Consider the following 25,589-nt stretch of genomic DNA (forward strand, 5'->3'; position numbering starts at 1 on the left):
CCCTGACAGGCTTACTGCATGTTCATGCCGCCGTTGACCGAGAAGTCGGCACCGGTGCTGTAGGCCGATTCATCGGACGCCAGCCAGGCGACGATCGAAGCGATTTCTTCGGGTTGACCAAGGCGACCGACCGGTGTGGCTGCGATCATGGTCTCGAGAATGTCCGGGCGGATGGCCGCGGTCATGCTGGTCTGGATGTAGCCGGGCGATACGGTATTGACGGTCACGCCCTTGCCCGAGACTTCCCGGGCCAGTGCCATGGTGAAGCCATGGATACCGGCTTTGGCCGCGCTGTAATTGGTCTGGCCGAACTGGCCGCGCTGACCGTTGATCGACGAAATGTTGATGACCCTTCCCCAGCCCTTGGCCAACATGCCTTCAATCACCTGTTTGGTGGTGTTGAACAGGCCGCTGAGGTTGGTCCCGATCACCGCGTTCCAGTCTTCTGGAGTGAGTTTGCGAAAGGAGGCATCCCGAGTGATGCCGGCGTTATTGACCAGCACATCGATCGGGCCGAATTGCTCTCGTGCCATCTCGAAGGCCTTGCGGGTCGATTCCCAATCGGTGATGTCGCCGAAGATGCATTCGAACTGATAACCCGCCGCCAGTTGGGTGGCTATCCATTCGTTCTTGCGGGCGGAATCCGAGCTGCAGCCGACGATGACCTTGAATCCTTCCTTGTACAGGCGTTGGCTTATCGCAGTGCCAATCCCACCCATACCACCCGTGACCAACGCAATACGACCAAGCGACTTCATACAATCCCTTCCTTTCTTTGTTTTGCGTTGCAAGATGGGGGGATTGTTCGGTATTGGCCGGGTGTGCGGAAGTGTTGAGAGGTGACGCTCTGGTGTCCAACGGTGCCATGCCCCGGTTAATGACGGGTGGCGAAAAACGCTGGTTACCTATACTGGGATCAATATTGGCAACTGAAAAACCCGTTAGTCTTTGATTTATCGCAGATCAGTTATGGCTCCGGACAGGATGTTCGGTTCCACAGGTCATTGAGGACGCCATGTATAGAATGAGTTCAGGCTATGCCAGCGTGCTGGTAAATACGCTCTCGGCTCAAGGACTGGATATTGCCAGTCTGTGTCGGGAGGCTGGACTAGACATGAAGCTTGCGAACAAACCAGGAGCGTTTTGCGAGCGAAGGGCGATTTATCGATTATGGGATCTGGCCGCTCAGGCCTCGGGCGATTCGGACATCGGCTTGAAGGCCTATGGAAGTTTCCACCCTGGTAGCTTTCAGATCGTCGGCTACACCATGATGTCCAGCCTGAATCTGAAAAAAGCCCTTGAGCGCCTGGTCCGTTTCAGTCCGTTGATTGGCACCGGATTCAGCCTTTTCTTTACATCGGAGCCGCAGAGTTACCGACTTTCCGGCCTCGATCATCACCAAAAAGGTTCGGTCAAACCTCGGCAATACACCGATGCAGCGCTGGCTTCGTTGCTGGGCTTCTGCCGTAAGCTGGCGGGCGGTAATTCTCCGCAACCCTTGAGTGTGGAGTTCACCTATCCCGAACCTGAAGACACCTCCGAGCATCGACGGTTGTTTGGCTGCGACCTGCGTTTCGACGCGGCTTACGACAGCATTTTGTTTGATGGGCAGGAGCTGCTGCGTCCGTTGAGCATGGCCAACGAAGCGCTGGCGGTGCTGCATGACAGTTTTGCCGAGGCGCAACTGGATCTGCTGTTTGGTTTTTGCGTAGTCGGCAGGATTCGCGCGCTGATTACCGAGCGCTTGAGTCAGGGCCAGGGGCAATGCGATATGGAGTCGATCGCGGCGGCATTGAACGTTAGCAAACGCACGCTGCAACGCGCGCTGGAAAAGGAAGGGACGCAATTCAAGGACGTGCAGAACGCTGTGCGCCGGCAATTGGCCGACTTCTACCTGCGCCATTCTCACTTCAACATGAAGCATGTCGCGTATCTCCTTGGTTTTCATGATCACAGCAGCTTTAACAAAGCCTGTAGCCGCTGGTTTGGCATGACACCCGGTCAGTATCGGGCCGATGAATCGTTGGCAATCGAGGAAGCCGTGCTGGTTTGACACGGCCTTCCGTCAGCGTTCAACGTTATTTCATCGGAGGTTTTTTTACGGCTTTCTTGCCCTTGGCAGGTTGGCGCACCGGACTTGCCACCTTGGCGATGGGGTCTGGGGTCACTGCGGGGATTTTCTGCTTGATCGGCTCAGGGATGGCCACCGGGATGGGTGGCTTGATCGGCTCTGGTGTTATCACCAAGACTTTCACTTCGATGGCATCGGCTGCACCGGGTGGCTGGGTCAGGCTGAAACCTGGCAGCGGAACGTCGAGTAGCGTGTGCAGCTCACACCAGCATGGGTTGTTTGCGCCGCTGGTCAGCAGTTGCGGCAGCAAATTGGCGACGGCCGCCAGCACTTGTTGGCGCTCTTGGGCCTCAACCAGCATCAAGGGCAGGCTGTGCAGGCTTTCTTGCGGGTGGGTGGCGACCAGCAGTTTTTGCAGGCGCAGGGTTTCGCGCAAATCAAGTGGCTTGGCACTGTAGTCCTGGAGCAGCACCTGCAGTTGCAGGATCAATTTCTCGACGCTTTCCTTGCCCGGTTCGTCGCTGTCGCGGCCCAGCAGGAACAGGATCCGTATCAAGGCTTCCATCAGACCGCCAAGAGGCAGAGCATCCTGCAGACGCTCGATCAGAACCTGGTCGTGCTGCTCGGCGTGTTCCTGCAGATTTCGCCCGGGTGCATTGCCGGCGAAGCTATTGAGTACGCCATACACGCCGTAGAAACACATTTCGTGAGCCGCATCACGCAGGTCCCGATAGCCGTTCAAGGCGTCCTGCATCTGGTTGGAAAACAGTTCCTGCCAGACCAGTAACGGGTTGTTCTGACTGGCGGGATGACGATCCTTGCTCACTTGGGCGGCACTGCCAGTCAGCCACCACAGTGCCGGGTTCAAACTGCTCCAGGCCACTTGCTGCTGATGGAAAGGGTGCGCGCGGCGCAGCATTTCGGCGCTCGGTTCGTTGATCAGCAGGCGCAACCATGGGCGTATGAACTCGTCGTACACGCTGTTGTTGATGGCGGATGCGCGCTGCACCAGCGCGAATTCGCGATCGTCATCACGGGGCGGCGTCACTTGGCCATGAATGTCGGCGATATGCCGGGGCTCGAAACGCACGGTATACGGCGTCGCCGAGTGCTCCGGCAGGTCGTCGATCAGCATTTCGTACAACCCGGCCGGCAGCGCATTGATCGCATCGACTGCACCCAGCAACTCGCGGTGCTCACGCCGCGCCACTTCACCGGACACGAAGATGCCCAGGTGACCGATGCTTGCATGTCGCAGGTAAACGATGGTGCGTCCGGCATTTTGCAACGCGAGATCGCTGGGATAGACGTCGGTGATCCAGTCCAGTGCCTGCTGCGGGGAGGTGATGTTGTCGCCATAGGAACAGAACACCACCACCGGCACTTCGATCAATTTGAGGTCGAGCCCGCTGCTTTTGCGCCCCAGGCCGCCGGACAGCTGATTACCGATGAACAGGTCGTCGACAATCATCTCGATTTCTTCGCTATTGAGCAGGGTCGGGCTGCCCCACCAGCGTTCGAAATCCAGAAAGCGTGCGGCCTCGCTGTCGACTTCACTGAACAGGTGGTAGTACTTGCCCCAATAGGTATTGGCCGGGTCCAGGTTTTCGAAATTGCTCACCAGCCAGGTGCCGTCGAAGCGGTCATTACCGAGGTCGCTCCCCAGGCGCGCCATCCAGCCACCGCCCAGCAAACCGCCGGTGTAACGCATCGGATTGCGGCCATTGACGCCGGCCCAGTACGACAACGGCGCACCGTTGACGATGATCAGCCCCGGCAACTCCGGCCGAGTGGCCGCCAGGCCCATTAACGCCCAGCCCGCTTGGCAGTTACCAATGACGACAGGTTTGGCGCTGTCCGGATGCCGAGCGCTGACGACCTCGATGAACCGTGCCTGGGCGTCTGTGATATCGGCAAGGGTTTGCCCTGGGCGTGGTGAGTGACTGAAGGCGATGAAGTAGGTGGGATGGCCGGCTCTCAGGCTTTCGCCGATGACCGAGTCCTGTTTGAAACCGCCGATCCCCGAGCCATGACCGCCGCGGGGGTCAATGATGATCACGGGCTGTTTTTTACTGTCGATTTGTTGCCCCGGGCCGCCGAGGATTTGCAACAACGAATAGTTGACCGCACGAGGCAGGTCTTCACCCGCGACCAGCGTTTCATGATTGAACTTGAGCAGCAGCGGATACCCGGCGCGTTCGTGGGCCAGGGTGTTGTCGCCGCGCTGACGCAAGGTGTCCCAGAACAGCACGCTGCGCTGGCCAAGGTCAGTGAAGTATTCCTGCCAGTCAGCCGGTGTCGGCTGTCTGAGTTGCCCAAGGCTAAAAGGCGCGAAAGTTTTTGCCTGGCGCTTCTGCACGGCGTCGAGGACGTTGTGGGTATTGAGGCGTTGCAGATGATTAAGGTGTTCGAACAAGCCGGCGGGGTCGCTGCGCTCTTCATCTTGCAGCGCAATATTTACTTCCTGACCCATGGTGATCTCCTGCTGCTATGCGTGGGAACCTGCGCATCTGAACCCTTTAGTTAGAGAGGGCTAGGCTGGCCGTTCGATGAGCAGGAGTCTACAGCGAATAAGGAGGGCGTTAGCAACGTTTATTTTGCACCGCACAAAAATAGGCGTTGCCAAATAGTTTTGTGCACTGCAATATCAAGGCTAACGCGATGACTGGCCGGATCGCTATCGCGTCCTCAGGCCCATCAGGGCCTTCCAGTACCAGGAGATTCAAGCATGTCTTTTTTCAATTCGGAAAAACTGCAAACCGCTCAGAAAGCCAACCTCGACCTTTTGCAGCAAATCAGCGGCAAAGTGTTCGCCAGCGTTGAACAGCTCAGCCAGTTGCAGTTCAAGGCACTGCGCGACTCCACCGAAGAGCAGTTCGAAGGTGTTCGCAAGCTGCTGGCCGTCCGTGATCCACAAGGTTTCGCCGAGCTGCAGGCTTCTTTCACCCAGCCGAGCGCGCAAACCGAACGCCTGGCCGAATTCAATCGTCAGGTTCAAGCACTGATCGTCGGTACTCAATCGGACATCGCCAAATTGACCTCGAGTCAGGTCGAAGCGGGCACCCAGCAGTTGCATGAGTTCGTTGAAACGATCAGCAAGAATGCACCGGCCGGCTCCGAGCCTGTTGTGGCCGCGTTCAAGTCGGGCCTGGCGAATGCCGGTACTGTGTTCGAAAGCGCACAGAAAGCCGTAAAACAGGCTGCCGATGTGGCTCAGAGTGGTTTTGACGCAGCGACTGCCGCGGGCACTAAAGCTGCCCCGGAAGCTAGCGCCAAGCCTAACAGCGGTAACAAGTAAGTCACGTAAGACCAGCAATACCAATGGCGACGGGTTTATTCCCCATCGCCATTTTTTTTCGTTCCGCCATCGGCACCGGGCTTGCCGCCAAACATGCCGAACAGGTTCTGGGTGTTCAGGTACAGCGCCTTCGACTGGTCGACATATTGCCGCATCAAATCCTGCATCACTGGCGCCTGCTGATGCATGAACGTGCTCCAGGCCTCGGAGGATTGCGCACCCGTCTGGGACTGGATGTCGATTACGGTCTGAATGCTCTTGTCCAGGTAACTGCCGAGTACGCCCTGATAAGGGCCGTAGAACTGGATAATCCCCATCAGCATCTCGCTGGTGAAGATCGGCTCACCGCCGCTTTCGGCTTCCAGAATCACTTGCAGCAAGATGCTGCGCGTCAGATCCTCGCCGCTCTTGGCATCGACCACCTGAAAGGCAATTTTATCGACCACCAACTGGCGTATGTCCGCCAGCGTCAGATGACTGCTGGTGTGGGTGTCATACAGTCGGCGATTGGGGTACTTCTTGATCAGGCGTGGGGTGGTATCAGTCATGCGGGGCGTCTCGCGGCGAGCCTGGTTTGCAGGCATCTTAACCTACAATCATCATTGGTGTTTTTGAGGCCGCCTTCGCGAGCAAGCCCGCTCCCACACTTGACCGAGTCTCCCATGAGAATGCGGTTAAATGTGGGAGCGGGCTTGCTCGCGAAGAGGCCCGCCATCACAGCACAAATCCAGCAGAAAAAAGGAGACTGCGCCGTCAAGTGAGTCCCCCCTTGTGCAACCAGAACTGAGTTACCAGATCGGCAAGGTGTAGCTGACGATCAGGCGGTTTTCATCCAGGTCGCTGCCAAAATTGGTCGAGCGAACTGTCGCGTTACGCCATTTCACCCCGACATTCTTTAATGGCCCGCTCTGCACGACATAGCCGATGTCGGTATCACGTTCCCATTCCTTGCCTTGCGGGCGGTTGCCGCCCAGGTCGATATTGTCGCCGGTGAGGTAGCGGGTCATGAAGGTCAGCCCGGGAACGCCAATGGCTGCAAAGTTGTAGTCGTAGCGCGCCTGCCAGGACTTTTCGTCTTTGCTGGCGAAGTCGCCGATCTGCACGAAGTTCACCAGGAACGCATCGGTGCCGTTGACGTAGGCGTAGCCGGTGTCGCCGCTCATGCCTTGATAACCCAGGCCCAACGCATGCCCGCCGAGGCTGTAGGTGAACATCGCGCCGATGGCATTGTTATCGACATTACTGCCACCGTCGTCCGTGGAGCGGGCGAAGCGCAGATCCGTCTTCAGCGACTGGCCGGTTGTGACCGGCAGCACGTAGGTCAGGTTGATCAGGTGCTGGCTGTAGAAGTTGTCGAGGTGACCATAGCTGTAACCGGTGGCGAGGTTGCTGGTCCATTTGTAGTTCAGGCTGGCGAAATCGAAGCTGTCGCTATCGAGATGACGTGTGGTGATGCCCTTGGCGCCGGTGCGGGTGATGCCCATGTCCTCGTAGTCCGAGGAGTCACGCTGATTGACTTGCGTCAGTCGTCCGGCATCCACGGTCAGGCCTTCGAGTTCCAGCGACGTCAGCTGACCGCCCTCGAAGGTTTGTGGCAACAACCGTGAATCGTTGGCCAGTACCGTCGGCAGTTTCGGCAGCAGCGTGCCGAGTTTCAGTGTGCTTTTCGAGGCCCGCACTTTGGCGGTCAGGCCCAGTTCTCCGTACTCGTCCTGCGCACCTTTGCTCGTGTCGCGATGGCGTTTTAGCAGGCCGGAGCCTGCGCGATCAGGGCTGGAGTCGAGCTTGACGCCGAGCAGGCCAATGGCATCGAAACCCACGCCGATCAAACCGTCGGTGAATCCCGATTCATAGCGCAGCAGGAAACCTTGCGCCCATTCCTCTTGCTTGGATTGGGGAGCGTTGGTCTGACGATAATCTCGGTTGAAATAAAAGTTGCGCAGCTCCAGGCTGGCCTTGCTGTCTTTGACAAAGTCAGCAGCGGCGGGGGCCGAGAGGCTGATGACGCCGCCGGCCAGCAATAATCGGGTAGCGAGGATGCGGGTATTGCGGTCCATGGTGAAGCCCCTTTGTTTTTATTATGGAAAGACAGGTCCCGCGGCCCTCGCCAGGTGGGCGAGGGCTTATCAATAAAAAACGCGAACGCCAAAAAGAGAGGAGCGTGGCGCCGCGTGGGTTCAATCGTTAGAACTGTTCGGCGCTCAGGCCAAACAAGGAGGCACTGCCCGCGCGGATGGATTGCTCCAGGCTCAAAATGCGCGGCAGCAAGCGGTGGATGTAGAAGTCGGCGGTGGCGATCTTCGCACCATAAAACCCTGCATCTTCGTGCAGCTTTTGCTTGGCAACCTGTGCCATGCGCGCCCAAAGCCAGGCATAGGCGACGTAACCGAACAGGTGCAAATACTCCACCGAAGCAGCGCCGACTTCGTTGCGATTGGTGGTCGCCTGGTCCTGCAGCCAGTCGCTCAGGTCTTCCAGACGCTGCACGGCATCGAACAGTTGAGCGGAGTAGGGCGCGTCGGGCTGACGGGCGAAATGGCGGATCTCGCCGGTGAACTGGCGCAGCGCGGAGCCCTTATCGGCGAGCACTTTGCGTCCAAGCAAGTCCAGGGCCTGAATGCCGTTGGTGCCTTCGTAGATCTGCGCGATGCGCACGTCACGGACCAATTGTTCCTGGCCCCACTCGCGGATGTAGCCATGGCCGCCGAACACTTGCTGGCCGTTGATGCAGCTTTCCAGGCCGGTGTCGGTGAAGAACGCCTTGGCCACCGGTGTGAGCAGCGCCACCAGGGTTTGCGCGCTGTCCCGTTCCTTGGCGTCATCGGAAAACTTCGCCAGGTCCAGTTGCTGCCCGACATAACTGGCGAACGCACGGCCGCCCTCGGTCATGGCTTTCATGCTCAGCAGCATGCGGCGCACATCAGGGTGGACGATGATCGGGTCAGCCACTTTGTCCGGAGCAATAGCACCGGTCGGCGCGCGACTCTGAACACGTTCACGTGCATAGGCGACGGCGCTCTGATAGGACGCTTCGGCGCAGCCAATGCCCTGAATGCCGATGGACAAGCGCTCGTAGTTCATCATGGTGAACATCGCCGCCAGGCCTTTGTTGGCTTCGCCGACCAGCCAGCCGCTGGCGCCGTCGAAGTTCATCACGCAGGTGGCCGAGGCCTTGATGCCCATCTTGTGTTCGATCGAACCGCAACTCACTGCGTTGGCATCGCCGAGGGAACCGTCAGCATTGACCAGTACTTTGGGGACGACAAACAGCGAGATGCCTTTGGGCCCCGCAGGTGCGTCCGGCAGTTTGGCCAGCACCAGATGCACAATGTTTTCGGTCAGATCCTGGTCACCACCGGTGATGAAGATCTTGCTGCCGGTGATGCTGAAGCTGCCGTCGGCCCGGGGTTCGGCGCGGGTGCGGATAATCCCCAGATCGGTACCGGCGTGGGCTTCAGTCAGGCACATGGAACCGGCCCAGCGGCCTTCGTACATCGGCGGCAGGTAGAGGTTTTTCAGGGTGTCACTGGCGTGGGCATCCAGCGCCAGGCAGGCACCGGAACTCAACGCCGAATACAGCGCGAAGCTTGCGTTGGCGCCGTAAAGCATTTCTTCGAACTGCACGGCGAGCATCTTCGGCATGCCCATGCCGCCAAAATCGGCGTTGCCGGACAGGCCCACCCAGCCGCCTTCGATGTAGGTGGCATAAGCCTGTTTGAAACCGATCGGCGTGCTGACTTGGCCGTCGGTCCACCGGGCGCCTTCCTCGTCGCCACTGCGATTCAATGGCGCAATCAGGTGCGAGGTGACTTTGGCCGCCTCCTCAAGAATGGCGTCGGCGGTGGCGGCGTCGACACTGTCGGCTAAGGCCGGCAGGCGTGCCCACAAGGCCGGGGCATCGAACACTTCATGCAATACAAAGCGCATGTCGCGCAGCGGGGCGTTGAATTCGGGCATAACGTGAACCTCAAAAGGGTGTGCGATGGACACGGCGCCGCTTGAGCAGGCCGTGCCCTTTCAATCAATGAGCGCAAGCGCTGGCGGCACCGAGGCCGGTCTGGGCACGAACGAACTGGTCGGCGTAAGCGTCACGTTCCTTGTCGGCCCGTACGCTGCGGTCGAGTTTGGATACGACGACGATCACCAAGAATGCCAGTGGCATGGAGAACAGCGCCGGGTGGTCGTACGGGAAGATCGCCTGTGCATGGCCGAGCACGGTGACCCAGACCGCAGGCGAGAGGATCACCAGGACCAGCGCGCAGATCAGCCCGGCGAAACCGCCGATGATTGCGCCTTTGGTGGTCAAGCCTTTCCAGTACATGGCCATGATCAGCACCGGGAAGTTGGTCGACGCAGCGATGCCGAAGGTCAGACCCACGAGGAACGCGACGTTCATCTTCTCGAACAGAATGCCCAGCAGAATCGCGATGATGCCAAGGCCTACGGTGGCCATGCGGGTCACGCGCATTTCCTGTTTTTCGCTGGCTTTGCCCTTCTTGAACACCGTGGCGTAGAGGTCGTGGGAAATCGCCGAAGCACCGGCCAGGGCCAGCCCGGAGACCACCGCAAGGATGGTGGCGAAGGCCACGGCCGAGAGGAAGCCGAAGAACAGATTGCCACCAACCGCTTTGGCCAGGTGCATGGCGACCATGTTGCCGCCACCAATCAAGGTACCGCCGACTTCGCCATTGACGTAGTACTGCGGGTCGGTGCCGATGATCACCATCGCGGCGAAGCCCAGGGTGCATACCACCAGGAAGAAGAAACCGATGAAACCGGTGGCGTAGAACACCGATTTGCGCGCTTCCTTGGCGTTAGGCACGGTGAAGAAACGCATCAGAATGTGCGGCAGGCCGGCAATCCCGAACACCAGGCCCAGTGACATCGAAGCGGTGTTGATCGGGTCGGAGAGCATTGAGCCGGGGCCCATGATGTTCCAGCCACTGGCGTGCGCCTGGACGGCTTTGTCCGCGAGGGTTTCGTAGCTGAAGCCGAACTGCGACATGGCCATGAATGCCAGGGTCGTGCCGCCGGCAAGCAGCAGCACGGCCTTGATGATCTGCACCCAGGTGGTGGCGATCATGCCGCCGAAAATCACATACACCAGCATCAGCGCGCCGACGATCACCACGGCTACCGGGTAGTCGAGGCCAAACAGCAACTTGATCAACTGACCCGCACCGACCATCTGCACTATCAGGTAGCAACACACCACCGTCAGCGAACCGAAGGCGGCGAAGATCCGCACTTTGTTCTGGTCCAGGCGATAGGACACGATGTCGGCAAAGGTGTAGCGCCCCAGGTTGCGCAGGCGCTCGGCCATCAGGAAAGTGATGATCGGCCAACCGACGAAGAAGCCGATGGTATAGATGAAGCCGTCGTAGCCCTTGGCAAACACCAGGCTGGAAAGCCCCAGCAGCGTAGCGGCGGACATGTAGTCGCCGGCAATGGCCAGGCCATTCTGAAACCCGGTGATTCCACCGCCCGCGGTGTAGAAGTCCGAAGTGGATCTGGTTTGCCGCGCGGCCCACCAAGTGATGGCCAATGTGCCCAGTACGAAGACGAAGAACATGCCGATCGCATGCAGGTTGAGCGGCTGTTTTTCCACTGCACCCAGCGCGGGTGCAGCCAGCACAACGGAAGCCGGCAAGAGCCCGGCAGCGGCGAGGAGAATTTTACGCAGCAGAGTCATCACTTGCTCTCCTCGAGAATGGCGGCGCCCAATGCATCGAAACGCGTGTTGGCGCTGTAGACGTACCAACCGGTCAGTAGCCAGGAAAAAATGATGATCGCCGCGCCAACCGGCATGCCCAGGGTCAACATCCGACGCTCGGCGATCGGCGCGTGCAGCCACTGCGGGGCAAACGCCACTACCAGCATGAACGCGTAGTAAGTACCCAGCACGGCAGCACTCAGCGACCAGGCCAGGCGCGAACGGCTGCTCACCAATTGAAGGAATTTGGGGTTGGACCGAATGCGTTCACAGCGTTGGGTATCGGTTGAATGGATGTCGATCATGGGTGGCTCCACATTGTTTTTGTTATCAGTGTGTAGGTCAGGGACAGGGCCAAATTCAGGCTGCACGAGCCCGAAGCGGCAGGTAAAACACCTGCCGCCTGGTGGGTACAACGTCGATTCGGTTAGAGCGCTTTGGCCCTGTCGCGCAGAACGTACTTCTGGATCTTGCCGGTTGAAGTCTTCGGCAGCAGGGTGAAAATCACGGTGCGCGGGACTTTGAAACCGGCCAGGTGTTCGCGGCAGAAACTGATAATGTCGGCCTCGCGAACGTCCTGGTGATCAGCCTTCAATGTGATAAAGGCGCAGGGCGTTTCACCCCACTTCTCATCGGGACGGGCGACGACGGCCGCTTCCATGACGGCGGGATGGCGATAGAGCACACCTTCAAGTTCGATGGTGGAAATGTTCTCACCGCCGGAAATGATGATGTCCTTGAGTCGGTCCTTGATCTCGACATAACCGTTCGGATGACACACCGCCAGGTCGCCGGTGTGGAACCAGCCGCCGTCGAACGCTTCGGCTGTGGCGGTCGGGTTCTTCAGGTAGCCCTTCATCACGGTGTTACCGCGCATGAAGATCTCACCGATGGTCTGACCGTCTCGCGGGGTCGGCTCCAGCGTCTTCGAATCGCCAACCATCACACCTTCGAGCGTCGGGTAGCGCACGCCCTGACGGGATTTGATTTGCGCTCTTTCGTCGAGCGGCAACTCATCCCATTCGGCATGCCAGGCGCAGAGCGTCACCGGGCCATAGGTTTCGGTCAGGCCATAGACGTGAGTGACCTTGATGCCCATTTGTTCCACGGCACCGATCACTTTGGCCGGCGGTGCGGCGCCGGCGACCATCGCGTTGACCGGATGATCGATCGCCGCTTTCGCCGATTCCGGCATGTTGACCAAGGCATTGAGCACGATCGGCGCAGCGCACAGATGGGTGACCTGATGCTCGCGGATCAGCGTGAGGATTTTCTGTGGATCGACGCGGCGAAGAAACACATGCACACCGGCCATGGCGGTGATGATCCACGGGTAGCACCAACCGTTGCAATGGAACATCGGCAAGGTCCAGAGGTACACCGGATGGTTACCCATGGCCCAGGTCATCTGGTTGCCCAAGGAGTTCAGGTAAGCACCGCGATGGTGGTAAACCACGCCTTTGGGGTTGCCGGTGGTGCCGGAGGTGTAATTCAGCGAGATGGCTTGCCATTCATCATCGGGCCACTGCCAGGCGAAGGCCGGGTCGCCTTCGGCCAATAGCGCTTCATAGTCCAGATCGCTGACCGCCTGGCCTTCGCCGTATTCCGGATCATTAACGTCGATGACCAATGGCGGGTGATCCAGCATGCCGATCGCCGCGTGAATCACATCATGGAACTCACGGTCGGTAATCAGCACCTTGGCTTCGCCATGCTGCAGCATGAAGGCAATGGCTTCGGCATCCAGACGCACGTTGAGCGGGTTGAGCACCGCGCCAATCATCGGCACGCCGAAATGCACTTCGAGCATTTCGGGAATGTTGGGCAACATCACCGCCACGGTGTCGTTCTTGCCGATGCCGCGACCGGCCAGCGCCGAGGCCAGGCGACGGCAGCGGGTGTAGGTCTGCGCCCAGGTGCGGCGGATCGAGCCATGGATGACGGCGGGATAGTGTGGGTAAACGCTGGCGGTGCGCTCGATGAAGCTGAGCGGAGACAAGGCAATATGGTTGACAGCCGCAGGGCCTAGCCCTTGTTCATAGATCGACATGTACGGGTACTCGGTGGCTGATTGTTAGCTCTATAGGTGACCTTGCAGCGTAGCCGCTGAGGTCGCCTTTTATGTCCGGCCTGATTTATATAACATTCAGCTACCGATATGGAAGTACAACCTACGTCATATAGGATATGTACTATATTTGATTCTTGCTGGACTAAATGAATACAGTGACACCGCAAAGCCGGTATATCCTTGGCCTCCCCAACGAAGCGGACCTGTGATGACCCTGACTCCCGTTCGATTGCACAGCTGGTTGCGCCTGCAGCGCGAGGGTGTGTCTCTGGCCACCCGGGCCGATGCGTTGTGCCGTGCGCTGCAGGATTGCCCCGAGGTGCGCCGGGCGGTTTATCTGAGTTGGCAACCCACTGCGCGGATTTACAGCCACGAGGGCGCCGCCCAGCATTTTCCACCGGGGCTGGGCGACCCTTCGCTGGCTAGCGATCAGCGGTTGTTTGATCGGCTGGCCGAAGCGGGGCGGCTGGATCTGGCTCAAGTACGTCAAATCGATTGTTGGCTGGCCGGCCGACTGCGCCGGGCCGCTATCAGCCACGGCCAGGTGTTTGATCTGGCGTTGCAACCGGGGCAGGCGGGTTTGTTGCTGGTGGAAGTGTGCGAGGGCGTGAGTCTTGATTGGCTGGGTTGGGTGCAGGACTTGCTGACGACGTTGCTGAGCAGCGTCAACGGCATGCTGCGCGGCTCACCGCTGTTGGGGCACGACCCGCAACCGAGTCTGTTGCTCGATGCGCAGGGCCGGCCGCTGGAGTTCAACGCGGCGCTGCTGGCGTTGCTGGCCGAAAAGCCGCTGACCGATGTGCTGGTTTTTTTACCGGTCAATCACCGGGTGCTGGTACGCGCCTGCCTGGACCAGCAACGCGCCATCGAAGGGGTCGAAGCCCAATTCGAAGCGCAGATCCTGATCTGGACGTTTATCCCCGATCCCCAGGACAACCGTGTACTCGCCCGGTGTCGCGATGCCACGGCACAAGTGCTGGCCGAGCGTGAAGCGGCCACGGCACGTCGGCTGTACCGGCTGATCATTGAAAACACCACCGACCTGATTTCCCGACACACACCGGACGGGCGCTTTCTCGATGCCTCGCCGGCGTCCTGGACATTGCTCGGCTACTGGCCGGAGGAGTTGCGCGGGCAAATGGCCCAAGGCTTGTTTCATGGTCAGGACCTGGCCAGCCTGGTGCAGCGCGCGCGGGATGCCCTGGAGCAGGATGGTTATCACACGATGACGTATCGGATTCGCCATCGGGATGGGCATTACCTGTGGTTTGAAACCGCCAGCCGGGCGATTCGTGAAACCTATACCGGGGCGGTGGTGGAAGTGGTCAACGTGTCCCGGGACATTACCGCCCGGGTGCATGCCGAGGAGAACAAGCGACGCCTGGCGGAAGTCGTCGAGGTCAACACCGATCCTGTGTTGTTCATCGACCCCGAGGGGCAAGTCACTTACCTCAACCCAGCGGCGCGGCGCATCCTGGGGATCGACGAGCAACAACCGATGCCAGCCCTGGCAACGTTGTTCGCCAGCGGCGACCTGGCACGTCTGCAGCGTGATGGCTGGAGCAGCGCCGAGCGCGACGGTGTCTGGAGCACCGATGCGCGATTGCAACCACCGGCAGGCGGCACTTCGGTGCCGGTATCGCTGGTGCTGCTGGCGCACCGTTCGGCCGGCGGCGAGCGCTATTACTCATTGGTGGCGCGGGACATGACCGAGCGTGAACTGCGTGAAGTGCAACAGCGCCGCCATCAGGACGAACTGGCGCACACCGCGCGGTTGGTCACCCTGGGTGAATTGGCCTCGGGCATCGCTCACGAAATCAACCAGCCATTGGCTGCGGTAGTCAATTACGCCAATGCCAGCCAGCGCTATTTACAGACGCTGGATTCCAATTCCCAGGCCGCCGCCAAAGTGGCGCAAGGGCTGGAGCGCATTACCCATCATGCCACTCATGCTTCAGAAGTGATCAGACGTTTGCGGGCGTTTCTGCGCAAGGGGCAACGCCGCATGCAGGCCTTGAATTTCACCGAGGTCGCCCGCGAGGCCGTGCGTTTATGTGCCTGGGAGGCGAGCAATTGCCAAGTGACAATCGAGGATCGCCTACCGGATAATCTGCCGCCGATTTATGCCGACCGAGTGCTGCTGGAGCAGGTCCTGCTTAATCTCCTGCGAAATGCCATCGATGCCAACCGCGAACAACATCCGGGGCAACCCTCGCTGATCGTGATGGCTGCGGGGCAGGGCGGTGGTGCAACCGTGGAAATCAGTGTGCAAGACCAGGGGCCAGGCGTCAGCGAGCCCGAACTGGAGCAGATATTTACCCCGTTCTATACCAGCAAGGCCGATGGACTGGGGCTTGGCTTGTCCATGAGCCGCAGCATCATCGAAGGTTTCGGTGGCGAATTACAGGCCCGACGCCAACCTGTCGGGCTGCTGATGTGCTGCCGTTTGCCGCTGGCCGGCCCAACAAAACAACAACAGGAATAACGTAATGGCAGGTGTGACGGAGCACGTGGTGTATGTGGTCGACGATGACCAAGGCATGCTCGATTCAACCGTCTGGTTGTTGGAGTCGGTAGGGCTCAAAGCCTTGCCGTTTACCAGTGGCGTGGAGTTTCTCAATGCCTGTGATGCCAGTCTGGATGCCTGCGTGCTGCTCGATGTTCGCATGCCCGGCATGGGCGGTTTGAACGTGCAGGAAGAAATGCGCGCACGTGAGCTGAACCTGCCGATCATTTTCGTCAGCGGGCACGCGGATGTGCCGATCGTGGTTCGCGCTTTCAAGGCGGGCGCCCATGACTTCATCGAGAAGCCCTACAACGAGCAATTGCTGCTGGACAGCGTGCAACAGGCGCTCAGCAACTGTGCGGCAAACCGCTCGGGCAATCAGGGGCACGAAGCCTTGCAGGCGCGCTTGCTGACACTGACCCCACGGGAGCGCGATGTCTTGCTGCCGCTGGTCCGGGGTTACACCACCCGTGAGATCGCCGAGCAACTGGGCGTCAGTGCGAAAACCGTCGACCTGTATCGTTCGCGGGTGATGAAGCGCATGCAGGCCAATACCTTGCCGGACCTGGTGGGCATGGCCATCGCCGCTGAACTGGTCGACCCGCTGAAGCTGCGGTGATTGCTGGCATTTTCTATTGATCGTCTATGGGGGGGGGGAGGATCAGCCGCAAGACAGACCGGACGTCCCGCCAACGTTATGACAGCCTGAGCTTGCGCTAGCATGAAAGATGTTCAGGCCACCCGCCATTGAGACTGGTCATCGGTGTGTCGAGTGTGCGTGACGGACTCTGTCAATTGCAGGGGCCGGAGGAGGCGTGTTGAAACCATTCCAGCTCAGACCTAGCGCCTCAACCCTGAACATGTTGCGTCAAGCGTGCCTGCAACGCCGTGACGCGGTGCCGCCCACGTTAACGGAAAGAGCGCTGATCCCGGACATTCCAGATGCTCGCTACTGGCTGGAACAGGACCTGACGCCGTTCATTCGGGATGTGAGCCTGGCCAATCTTCGAGAGGCTGAGGCGCTCGCCAGCGCAGGGTTACCGAACGACATCCTGCCGCGGGCAAATCTGCTGGCCGTTTCGGGCGGCGGCGACGCCGGCACATTTGCCGGGGGCATCATTGCGGGATGGACCCAGCATGGGACTCGACCGGTGTTCAAAGTGGTCACCGGCATTAGCGCTGGCGCCCTGGTCGCCCCGTTTGCCTACCTGGGGCCCCAGTACGACGATGTCATTGTGCGTATCTGCAATGCGGTCGGTCCAAAAGACATTTTCCATGCGCGCAATATGCTGACCCGTCTTACCAGCGATGGTATGGCGCACAGCAAGCCACTGGCGCGGCTCATTGCACAGCACGTCACTGCCGAGACTCTTGCGGCGATCGCGGCGGAATACGCCAAAGGACGGCTCCTGATGATCGGCACAACCGACCTTGATTCAGGGCGCCCGGTCACCTGGAACATGGGGGCTATTGCTTCCAGCCAGGCACCGGGAGCGCTCGAGCTGTTTCGCAATATCATGGTCGCGTCGATGAGTATTCCCGGTGCCGTCTCACCCGTCATGATTGATGTGGACGTTAACGGCCACCCGTTTCAGGAAATGCACGTGGACGGGGGTGTCCTTACGCAGGTGTTCCTTTACCCACCCGGCACCGTGATGGCGCTGAACCAAGTGCCCGGGGCGCGTTTGCGGCGTGAACGGCATTTCTATGTGATTCGCAACGGCAAACTGGAACTGCAATGGTCCGGAACGAAGCGCCGAACCTTGAACATCGGCGGTCGAGCCATCAGCGCATTGATCCAGAATCAGGGGATCAGCGATCTGGATCGGATTTACCGAATTGCCCAGCAGGATGGGGCGGACTTCAATCTGGCGTACATCGGCTCCGACTTCCGCATTTCTCGCCTCCATAAATTCGATGGCGAGTACATGAAGCGCTTGTTCAAATACGCCTTTGACCTCAGTGCCAAAGGCTATCCGTGGCATAAATCGCCGAGTACGTGAGAGACGGTCTCAGCTGACAGGCTCGGCCGTACAACTCATTTCCCCTGAGCCTGGCTTCTGGAAAAGCACCACGTTGCCGTCTTGCCAGAAGCGGTAATTCCCCTGGTAATCCTTGCCAATGTATTGGGTTCCCGAATCACTCTGCACTTGGTTCAGGGTAATCGAGCTGTTCGCCCATTTCAGGTACACGACACCAGGCTGGGTGTTAAAGAAGGTGGCGGCCATCAACGCGTTTAACCCTGCGCAACGAAAAGCCAGGGGGCCTTCGGTGAGTCTGTCTGGATCCTTGGTTCTCACAATTGCCGAGCCTTGACGTAGCTGGTGCGCGCGCTCGGCATAGCTTCGGATCGCGCACGCCTTGGGCGCAGGCTCGGAGGCACACTGATTGCGAGCGTCGATCCAGAACTGCTGGTCGATCATGACTTTGTCTGGACGCGGCACTGAATGATCATCCGTGAGCGCCAGGCGATAAAGGCGCGTCAGTTCGATATCCATCTGCATCAGTGGTGGGTCGCGACAAATAAGCTTTTCGACGGGTGCCTTTGCCGTGGCGCAGTCGAAGCTGGTCTGGAAGACTGGCGAAGCATTGGCACAGGTGCCCGTCGCCGCGCAAACGCTGGCAGCGAGCAGACGGGTGAGCGTTTTCATGTTGGGTTGATTCATTACCTGATACCCGGATTGCTGTGGGATCTATTGATCCGTTGAACAGTCATTTGTTCGCATTGGGTGTATCGCAGTGTAAGTCAGTGCTTAAAACTTGCCGCACCCGTTCGAGTTCGAGGAAGTAGAAGTACAAACGGAATGAGAGCTTGCACCCTAAGAACATTGTTCCAGGGTTAGTCGCCAGACGCTGAGCTAGACTCAAAGATCCAAAGCACACTGATAGCAGTGGAGGCTTTATGAAGAGGTCCATTTCCCCCTGTCTGGCTACGATTGTCTCGGCATTTTGCCTTTGCGCTTCAGCCGAGACCGTAACCCCGCTCAAAGGGCAGTCCCCCGAAATCATTCAGCAGGACATCAGCTCATGCCAGGCTCAAGCCGGGAACACAGCAAGCGCCAGCACAACGCCTGAATCAGGTGGACGTGTCCGTGGTGCCGCTTCTGGCGCAGTAGCAGGTGCGGCGGTTGCCGGAGCGCGTGGTCGTCAGCATGACGAGGTTTATGACAAGGTAGACGACGATGTTAAACAGGAATATCGACAGAACAAGGCCAAGGATGCTGCTGTGGCAGGTGCAGTTGTAGGTGGATCTCGGCAACGTCAGGATCGTCGTCAGGATCGCCGGGCAGAACCGGCGGCAACTGCTTCGGCCTACAACAGTTGCATGCAGCAACGGGGCTACCAGATAACCCCTTGAACCTGAACAACAAAGGTAATTGCATGAAGATCTGTATCGTCTTTGACGGGCGCGACGGTGCAGGGAAGGGCGGAACGATCAAGGCGCTCAAGCCTGCCTGACCACATAGGGGTGCAATGCGCATTCCATTGTTTTACGCGGTGTCAGCTGTATTGTTTTTGAGCGGACCTTACTGCCTGGCGCAGCCACTGGATGCGAGCGCGACCGCAAACGCTGCCGATACAGCGCCCGTCACGGCGGCGGCCAAAGATGCCGTGTTTACCCGGGAACAGCTGGATCAAATGCTGGCTCCCATTGCGCTTTACCCGGACCCACTGCTGGCACAGGTGCTGATGGCCACCACGTATCCCGGGGAAATCGCCGAGGCGGTAACCTGGTCTAAAGCACACCCGGACGCAAAGGGTGATGATGCGGTCAAACAAGTGGCGAGTCAGCCCTGGGATCCGAGCGTGCAGGCGCTGGTCGCTTTCCCGCAGGTGCTGGTAACGCTGGGACAGGATCCCGTCTGGGTACAACGCCTGGGCGATGCCTTCCTGGCACAGCCCGAAGATGTCATGGGGGGCGTGCAACGCTTGTGTCATCAGGCGCAAGCAGCAGGCAACCTGCAGAGCAACCAATATCAGAACGTGACGGTTCAGGCTGTTGCGGCACCAGTACCAGCACCAGCACCGGCAGCTCCGGCTCCAGCCGGCAGCACCTCCACCATCATCATTCAGCCCTCCGATCCGCAGGTGGTGTACGTACCCAGTTATAACCCGACAACAACCTACGGCACCTGGCCCTATCCTGCGTCGCCTCCCGTTTACTATCCACCGCCGCCAGCCTATTACCCCGGTTCGGCATTGATGGCTGGGTTGGCGTTTGGTACCGGTGTGGCTATTGTCGGTGCGTTGTGGGGTGAATGTGACTGGGGCAATAACGACATCGACATCGACGTCGACCGCTACAACAACATCAATACCAACAACCGGATCACCAATAATCAGAACAAGTGGCAGCACAACGCCGCTCATCGCGATGGCGTTCCCTATCGAGACAGCAAGAGCCGCGAACAGTACGGCCGACAACTGGGCGGCGCCAATCAGCGTGAGGCTTATCGAGGGGAGGATGCTCAGCGAGCCCAGGCTCGTGAAAAAGCCCGCGGTTCAATGGACAAGCACGGCATCGAACGACCTGCCACCAGCAACCGCGAAGCCCGTGATCGAGCGCGCGCAGCCCAGTCCGGAACCTCGGTCAGCAATCGGATGCAAGCAGGTACAGACAGACCGAAGTCGTCTGACAGAAGCCAGGGCACTGCCAGAAACACTCGGGAGAGTCAGCAACCCAGGAAACAGACCGCTCAGGTCAATCAGCGCGGGCAGGGCGATTCGCAAGGGCGCCAGGCTGCACAAAAACGGCCGTCCGCCAGTACGAGTAGTGCGGGCAGTGCCCGCAATAATGCATTCGCCGGCGTGCGCTCACCGTCCCAGGCCACCGCACAAGCCAGTCGTGGCCAGGCCAGCCTGGCATCCGCCCAGCGCCCCAGTGCCTCGCGATCAGCCGGCCATCAGGTCAGTCGGCCGTCCAATCCACCAGCGCGTCAAAGGGGAGGCCGTCGTTGAAAAACAATGCTCGATTGAAGGCACCCACCGGCTTGCTCCTTCATGTCTTGGCGCTAGCTGCCGGCTTGGCGTGGTCGTGCATGGTTGCGGCACAGCAGGTGTTTCCAACGCCAGAAATGGCCGCCCAGGCGTTCGTCGAAGCACTGGGTACGGAACACGCCGATCAGGCCCGCCTGACAGAATTGCTGGGTAATGAATGGCGCAGTTTCATCCCGCGCGAAGGCGTGCAGCGCAGTGATGTGGATGCGTTTTTGAAGCAATACGGCGAGCAACACTCCATCGAAAAAAACAGCGATCGCAAGGCGGTCCTGTCGGTTGGCAGTGACCACTGGACACTGCCTATCCCCATGATAAAAGCCGCGAACGGTTGGCGCTTCGACATCGACGCCGGTAGCTCCGAAGTCCGTGCACGTCGAATTGGCCGCAACGAACTCGCCGCGTTGCAATCAGTGCTGACTTATCATGACGTCCAGATGGACTATGCGTCGGTGGATCGTGACGGTGACGGCGCACTCGGCTATGCGCAGAAAATCTTCAGCACTGCCGGCAAGCACGATGGGCTTTATTGGGACGACGACGATAGCGGTCAGATCAGCCCGTTGGGTCCCTTGTTCGGTAAAACCATTGCCGGCGAAGACTGGCATGGTTACTACTTCCGCATCCTTGATGGCCAAGGTCCTTCGGCACCTGGCGGCGCCTACAGCTACCTTATCGGCGACAAGATGAGCCGTGGCTTCGCATTGATCGCCTGGCCGGCGAAATACGATGACACCGGGGTGATGAGTTTCATGATCAGTCATGAAGGACAGGTGTTCGAAAAAGACTTGGGCCCCGGTGGTGACAAGTTGGCGCAGTCGATGAAGCGCTTTGATCCAGATGACAGTTGGAAGGTGGTTACGGAGGGTCAAGAGTAGATCTACCTGCGCCTCCTCAACCTTTTCTACGTGGACGATGCACTGATGATTCGTTTGCTGTTTCGCAGCACTTGATCACCCATGGGGGAGGTGCGTACAGAGGTTAGTTATCTGTGCTGTCGCGGCCCTTTCATATCGATCATCCATTAAAAAAAGAGCCCCTTAGCCCCAGATAACATGATTTTTCACGCGGTCAAGCCTTCCATATAGTCATCGCAAGCCCAATCGGAACACCTTTGTGTTTCATCGATGCGAGATAAATTTATGGATGACAAGATGAAGCCCGACCAAAGCCAGGGTGCTGGTATGGGGACACGAGTGGTTTGGGGCGGGGAGCAAGTTCAGCATCCCTACAACGCTACCCAGACTCCCATCGTCGTCAGCGCCGCCTACGGTTACCATGATATCGATGAATGGTATGACGTGGCGTTGGGTAAAGAACCTGGCTTCATTTACAGCCGCATGAGCAACCCGACTGTCTCTGTCCTGGAACACAAACTCTGCGAGCTTGAAAGCGCAGAATCGGCTGTCGCTTTCAGTACCGGGATGGCTGCAATCAGTGGTGTGTTGCATACCTTCCTGTCCTGTGGTCAACGTGTGGTTTCTACCCGCGACAGCTACGGTGGCACAAACAAGATCTTTGAAGAGTTTCTCCCTCGCATGGGCGTCGAGGTCACGCTTTGCGATACCCTCGACACCGAAGCTATTGAGCATGAGATCGCTAAAGGCTGCAATGTTCTCTATCTGGAAACCCCGACGAACCCAACGCTGAAAGTCCTGGATATTCGACGTCTCGTGGCGGCGGCGAAGCGTGTTGGGGCTTTGGTCATAGCAGACAATACGTTCGCGACGCCTTTGAATCAGAACCCCCTTGCACTCGGGGTTGATGTAGTCGTGCACAGTGCTACCAAGTTTCTATCCGGTCATGGCGATGTGCTTGGCGGTGTGGTCTGCGGCACCGAGCAGTTGATGTCTCAAGTTCGCCATTACCGCGAAATCAATGGGGCCTCGCTGGATCCTTTCTCGGCTTATCTCATCATCCGGGGTATCAAGACTCTGGCTTTGCGTATGCGTCAGCAACAGGCGAGCGCGCAAGTGCTGGCCGAGTATCTATGCACCGAGCCACTGGTGGAGTCTGTGAACTATCCGGGACTCCCTCAACATCGAAGTCATGTCATTGCTCGCTCGCAGATGCGCGGATTCGGCGCAATCATCAGCTTCGTGCTGGTGGGAGGCATGGACACGGTGACTCGTTTGTTACCACTGCTTAAGTATGCACATCGGGCGGGTAACTTAGGCGCGGTGGAAACTATCTACGGGCCGGCACGGACAACCAGCCACGTGGAAAACACCTTGGAGGAACGCGAAGCACTTGGAATTTCCGAGGGCTTGGTCAGGGTCTCCGTGGGTATTGAAGAGACGGCCGATTTGCTGGCTGATCTTAAACAAGCATTCACGTTAGTTCGCAGCAAACAAAATCATGCACATCACCACGCTGATAACACCGAGCGTTTCACTGAGGTGTGAACCTGAACTCGGATAAGACTGCCGGCTTTTAGGGTCGGACAGTTCTTCATGAATAGTAAAAACAATAACAACTAGCGACAATTTAATTGTGCTGCCTAATAGCCAGTGACAAGGAATTTTGTCCGAACATTTCATGAGAATATAGCGATGACCACTCAAGTAAAAAATGATCAGCCCGATCCAGAATCAAACTTCAAGAAAGAAATGCAAACCCGCCATATTGTGATGTTGGCGTTGGGCGGTGTTATCGGCACGGGATTATTCCTTACTTCCGGTTACACCGTTAATCAGGCAGGGCCGCTCGGCGCAGTGATTGCCTACATCATCGGTGCGGTGATGGTGTATCTGGTAATGGTCTGTCTCGGTGAGTTAGCGGTCCAGATGCCGGAAACCGGATCTTTCAGTAGCTACGCAACTCGATACCTGGGCCCAGGCACGGGCTATACCGTGGCGTGGTTGTACTGGCTCACTTGGGCGGTCGCTATTGGCTCTGAGTTTACGGCTGCGGGTATCCTGATGGTTCGGTGGTTCCCTGATACACCGGTCTGGATCTGGAGCGCGCTTTTTGCCATGGCGGTCTTTTTAAGCAACGTTGCATCTGTTCGTTTGTTTGCAGAAACCGAGTTCTGGCTCTCACTCATCAAAGTTTTGACCGTTATTACTTTTATTGTCATTGGTGGTGCGGCTATTTTCGGTCTCTTCCAAGTACAGCACTTGCAGGGTGTCGGGCTCTCAAATTTTACCCGTGAAGGGCTTTTCCCGACGGGTTTCTTACCCATTGCGATGACACTTCTAGCTGTCTCCTTCGCATTTTCCGGGACTGAGCTTATCGGAATTGCCGCCGGTGAAGCGCAGGACCCTCAGACAAGCGTTCCCAAGGCGATCCGCACGACAGTAGTCCGTTTGGCGCTGTTCTTCGTGGGTACGATTTTCGTACTGGCGACGTTGCTGCCCCGCGAGGAGGCGGGAATCATTGAAAGTCCGTTCGTGATGGTGTTTGAGCTGATTGGCATCCCATACTCAGCTGACATTATGAACTTCGTCATTCTCACCGCCTTGATTTCCGCCGCTAACTCGGGGTTGTATGCAGCTTCGCGCATGCTTTGGACGTTGAGTGATCAAGGGCACATGCCCAAGCGCTACGCCAGGCTTTCGCGCCGGGGCACACCGGTTAACGCGATTGTTTTAAGTATGGCGGGTGCTGTGGCATCTCTGCTAAGCAGTGTGCTTGCCCCTGACACGGTTTACTTGGCCCTGGTGTCGATTTCGGGTCTTGCAGTCGTGGTCGTATGGATGAGCATCGCCGCGAGCCAAATCGCCTTCCGACGCCATTTCGTGGCCAATGGCGGACGAGTTGAAGATCTGCATTTCCGGGTGCGCGGCTACCCTTGGGTTCCCATTGGTGCGCTGTTGTGTTGCTTGCTGGCCTGTGTCGGTATTGCTTTTGATCCTGAGCAGAGAGTGGCGCTTTACTTCGGTCTTCCGTTTATCGCGTGGTGCTACTTTGTTTATTGGATCACTCGCAAGAAGCGGGAAGAGCGGTTGGCATTGACAGCGGCTGTCAATCATTCCGCTGGCGCAGCGTGAATAGCTCAGGCAATGATTGAGCAGAGATAATTCCCGATGAGGTTGCGCCGATGAGTCAAAAATCACTACCGCCCCTGAATTGGCTGAGGGCATTCGAAGCATCGGCGCGGTATTTGAACTTCACCCATGCAGCCGAGGAGCTGCACCTGACTCAAGGTGCAGTCAGTCAGCAGATCCGTCAGTTGGAGTGTCATCTCGGTGTGGCGCTATTCAAGCGCCTGCCCCGAGGGCTTGGATTGACGGAAGAAGGGCAGTCGTACCTGCCGGTAGTTCAAGACGCGATCAGTCGTCTTGCAGTGGGTACAAACGAGATTTTTGGCCAGCGCAATCGAAGGCATGTGAAGGTGCGTGGCAGCCTTTCCTTCCTTCACTATTGGTTGGCCCCTCGGCTCGCAGATTTTTGTCGAGAGTATCCGCAAATCGATATCCGATATATCAGCAACATTTGGGTGAAGGAACCGGATGGAGAGGATGACCTGGAGATTCGCTGGGGATGCGGAGAGTGGTCGGGATTGCACGCTCAACGATTAACGTGGGACATCCTCCTGCCCGTTTGCTCGCCACAGCTCATGGCCAGCTCACCGATACGTGAGCCTCGCGATTTGATGAACCATTCTTTGCTACATGTATTGGGATACGAGGAAGGTTGGGGTTACTGGTTGAAGCGGGTGGGTGCAGACGATGTCGATTATTCCCGTGGTCTTCAATTCGACACACTGATTTCCACAATCCGTATGGCGGAACTGGGGCAGGGCGTTGCCTTGGCGCGGTCTTCCGTCGTGGAAGACTTGCTCAAGAGTGGGCACCTGATTGCTCCCTTCAGTCACCGAATTGAAGCCAGCGAGTCCTTTTATCTAGTGCGCGAGCAGGCCGAGGTGCTCTCGCCTGATGCCGCGACTTTTTCTACATGGCTGGTGGCTCAAGCCCACCGCCCTTTGTAATT

Annotated in this window: 20 protein-coding genes; 11 read left to right on the plus strand and 9 right to left on the minus strand. The window is 58.3% G+C overall.

Annotation, left to right across the window (positions count from 1 at the left end; translation table 11 throughout):
* Window positions 1-11: 11 nt before the first annotated feature.
* Window positions 12-758, minus strand: coding sequence for an acetoacetyl-CoA reductase (gene phbB / locus BK662_RS25630; protein ID WP_123359419.1), 747 nt, complete (start codon window positions 756-758; stop codon window positions 12-14).
* Window positions 759-1,015: 257 nt separating this feature from the next.
* Between phbB and BK662_RS25635 the strand changes: the two genes are divergently transcribed.
* Window positions 1,016-2,053, plus strand: coding sequence for an AraC family transcriptional regulator (locus BK662_RS25635; protein WP_123359418.1), 1,038 nt, complete (start codon window positions 1,016-1,018; stop codon window positions 2,051-2,053).
* 25 nt (window positions 2,054-2,078) lie between these two features.
* Here BK662_RS25635 and BK662_RS25640 read toward each other — a convergent pair whose 3' ends face one another.
* Entirely contained in the window at window positions 2,079-4,544 is a 2,466-nt protein-coding gene (locus tag BK662_RS25640; RefSeq protein ID WP_123359417.1) for a DUF3141 domain-containing protein, read from the minus strand.
* A 255-nt stretch (window positions 4,545-4,799) separates the two neighbouring features.
* Here BK662_RS25640 and phaP point away from each other — a divergent pair, with 255 nt between their 5' ends.
* Window positions 4,800-5,369 (plus strand): TIGR01841 family phasin, encoded by a 570-nt coding sequence (phaP, locus tag BK662_RS25645; protein WP_123359416.1) that lies wholly within the window; start codon window positions 4,800-4,802, stop codon window positions 5,367-5,369.
* Between the two features lie 35 nt (window positions 5,370-5,404).
* Here the strand turns inward: phaP and phaR are convergent, their stop codons facing one another.
* From phaR to BK662_RS25675, 6 genes are all read right to left on the minus strand, one after another.
* On the minus strand, window positions 5,405-5,953 hold the full coding sequence (phaR, locus tag BK662_RS25650; RefSeq protein WP_123359415.1) for a polyhydroxyalkanoate synthesis repressor PhaR: 549 nt from the start codon (window positions 5,951-5,953) through the stop codon (window positions 5,405-5,407).
* 204 nt (window positions 5,954-6,157) lie between these two features.
* A complete protein-coding gene (locus BK662_RS25655) occupies window positions 6,158-7,426 on the minus strand; it encodes an OprD family porin (protein WP_123359414.1) in 1,269 nt (422 codons plus the stop codon).
* Between the two features lie 127 nt (window positions 7,427-7,553).
* Window positions 7,554-9,326, minus strand: a complete 1,773-nt coding sequence (locus BK662_RS25660) for an acyl-CoA dehydrogenase C-terminal domain-containing protein (protein WP_123359413.1) — start codon at window positions 9,324-9,326, stop codon at window positions 7,554-7,556.
* 64 nt (window positions 9,327-9,390) lie between these two features.
* The gene (locus tag BK662_RS25665) at window positions 9,391-11,061 is read right to left on the minus strand and encodes a cation acetate symporter (RefSeq protein WP_123359412.1); all 1,671 of its coding nucleotides are present in this window, start codon (window positions 11,059-11,061) and stop codon (window positions 9,391-9,393) included.
* Window positions 11,061-11,387 carry a DUF485 domain-containing protein gene (locus BK662_RS25670; protein ID WP_123359411.1) on the minus strand — a complete coding sequence of 109 codons (327 nt, stop codon included), beginning with the start codon at window positions 11,385-11,387 and terminating at the stop codon, window positions 11,061-11,063. Before BK662_RS25670 ends, BK662_RS25665 begins: the two co-directional genes overlap by 1 nt.
* Window positions 11,388-11,509: 122 nt before the next feature.
* Window positions 11,510-13,132 carry an acyl-CoA synthetase gene (locus BK662_RS25675; RefSeq protein ID WP_123359410.1) on the minus strand — a complete coding sequence of 541 codons (1,623 nt, stop codon included), beginning with the start codon at window positions 13,130-13,132 and terminating at the stop codon, window positions 11,510-11,512.
* Between the two features lie 229 nt (window positions 13,133-13,361).
* Here BK662_RS25675 and BK662_RS25680 point away from each other — a divergent pair, with 229 nt between their 5' ends.
* From BK662_RS25680 to BK662_RS25690, 3 genes are all read left to right on the plus strand, one after another.
* Entirely contained in the window at window positions 13,362-15,638 is a 2,277-nt protein-coding gene (locus BK662_RS25680) for a PAS domain-containing sensor histidine kinase (RefSeq protein ID WP_123359409.1), read from the plus strand.
* A 4-nt stretch (window positions 15,639-15,642) separates the two neighbouring features.
* Window positions 15,643-16,278 (plus strand): response regulator transcription factor, encoded by a 636-nt coding sequence (locus BK662_RS25685; RefSeq protein ID WP_123359408.1) that lies wholly within the window; start codon window positions 15,643-15,645, stop codon window positions 16,276-16,278.
* Between the two features lie 199 nt (window positions 16,279-16,477).
* Window positions 16,478-17,662: a patatin-like phospholipase family protein gene (locus BK662_RS25690; RefSeq protein ID WP_185047166.1), complete on the plus strand. Its 1,185-nt coding sequence runs from the start codon at window positions 16,478-16,480 to the stop codon at window positions 17,660-17,662.
* Window positions 17,663-17,671: 9 nt separating this feature from the next.
* Here BK662_RS25690 and BK662_RS25695 read toward each other — a convergent pair whose 3' ends face one another.
* A complete protein-coding gene (locus tag BK662_RS25695; RefSeq protein ID WP_123359406.1) occupies window positions 17,672-18,325 on the minus strand; it encodes an MliC family protein in 654 nt (217 codons plus the stop codon).
* 236 nt (window positions 18,326-18,561) lie between these two features.
* Here BK662_RS25695 and BK662_RS25700 point away from each other — a divergent pair, with 236 nt between their 5' ends.
* The 6 genes from BK662_RS25700 to BK662_RS25730 all read left to right on the plus strand — a co-directional run bounded on the left by BK662_RS25700 (window position 18,562) and on the right by BK662_RS25730 (window position 25,587).
* Window positions 18,562-19,017, plus strand: a complete 456-nt coding sequence (locus BK662_RS25700) for a YMGG-like glycine zipper-containing protein (RefSeq protein ID WP_123359405.1) — start codon at window positions 18,562-18,564, stop codon at window positions 19,015-19,017.
* A gap of 116 nt (window positions 19,018-19,133) precedes the next feature.
* A complete protein-coding gene (locus BK662_RS25710; RefSeq protein WP_123359404.1) occupies window positions 19,134-20,618 on the plus strand; it encodes a DUF3300 domain-containing protein in 1,485 nt (494 codons plus the stop codon).
* A gap of 80 nt (window positions 20,619-20,698) precedes the next feature.
* The gene (locus tag BK662_RS25715) at window positions 20,699-21,532 is read left to right on the plus strand and encodes a DUF2950 domain-containing protein (protein ID WP_123359403.1); all 834 of its coding nucleotides are present in this window, start codon (window positions 20,699-20,701) and stop codon (window positions 21,530-21,532) included.
* 264 nt (window positions 21,533-21,796) lie between these two features.
* Entirely contained in the window at window positions 21,797-23,059 is a 1,263-nt protein-coding gene (locus tag BK662_RS25720; protein ID WP_123359402.1) for a cystathionine gamma-synthase family protein, read from the plus strand.
* A gap of 147 nt (window positions 23,060-23,206) precedes the next feature.
* Window positions 23,207-24,646, plus strand: a complete 1,440-nt coding sequence (locus BK662_RS25725; protein WP_123359401.1) for an amino acid permease — start codon at window positions 23,207-23,209, stop codon at window positions 24,644-24,646.
* Between the two features lie 50 nt (window positions 24,647-24,696).
* Window positions 24,697-25,587, plus strand: a complete 891-nt coding sequence (locus BK662_RS25730; protein ID WP_123359400.1) for a LysR substrate-binding domain-containing protein — start codon at window positions 24,697-24,699, stop codon at window positions 25,585-25,587.
* Window positions 25,588-25,589 lie beyond the last annotated feature (2 nt).

The organism is Pseudomonas frederiksbergensis, assembly GCF_003732275.1.
Taxonomy (GTDB): domain Bacteria; phylum Pseudomonadota; class Gammaproteobacteria; order Pseudomonadales; family Pseudomonadaceae; genus Aquipseudomonas; species Aquipseudomonas frederiksbergensis_H.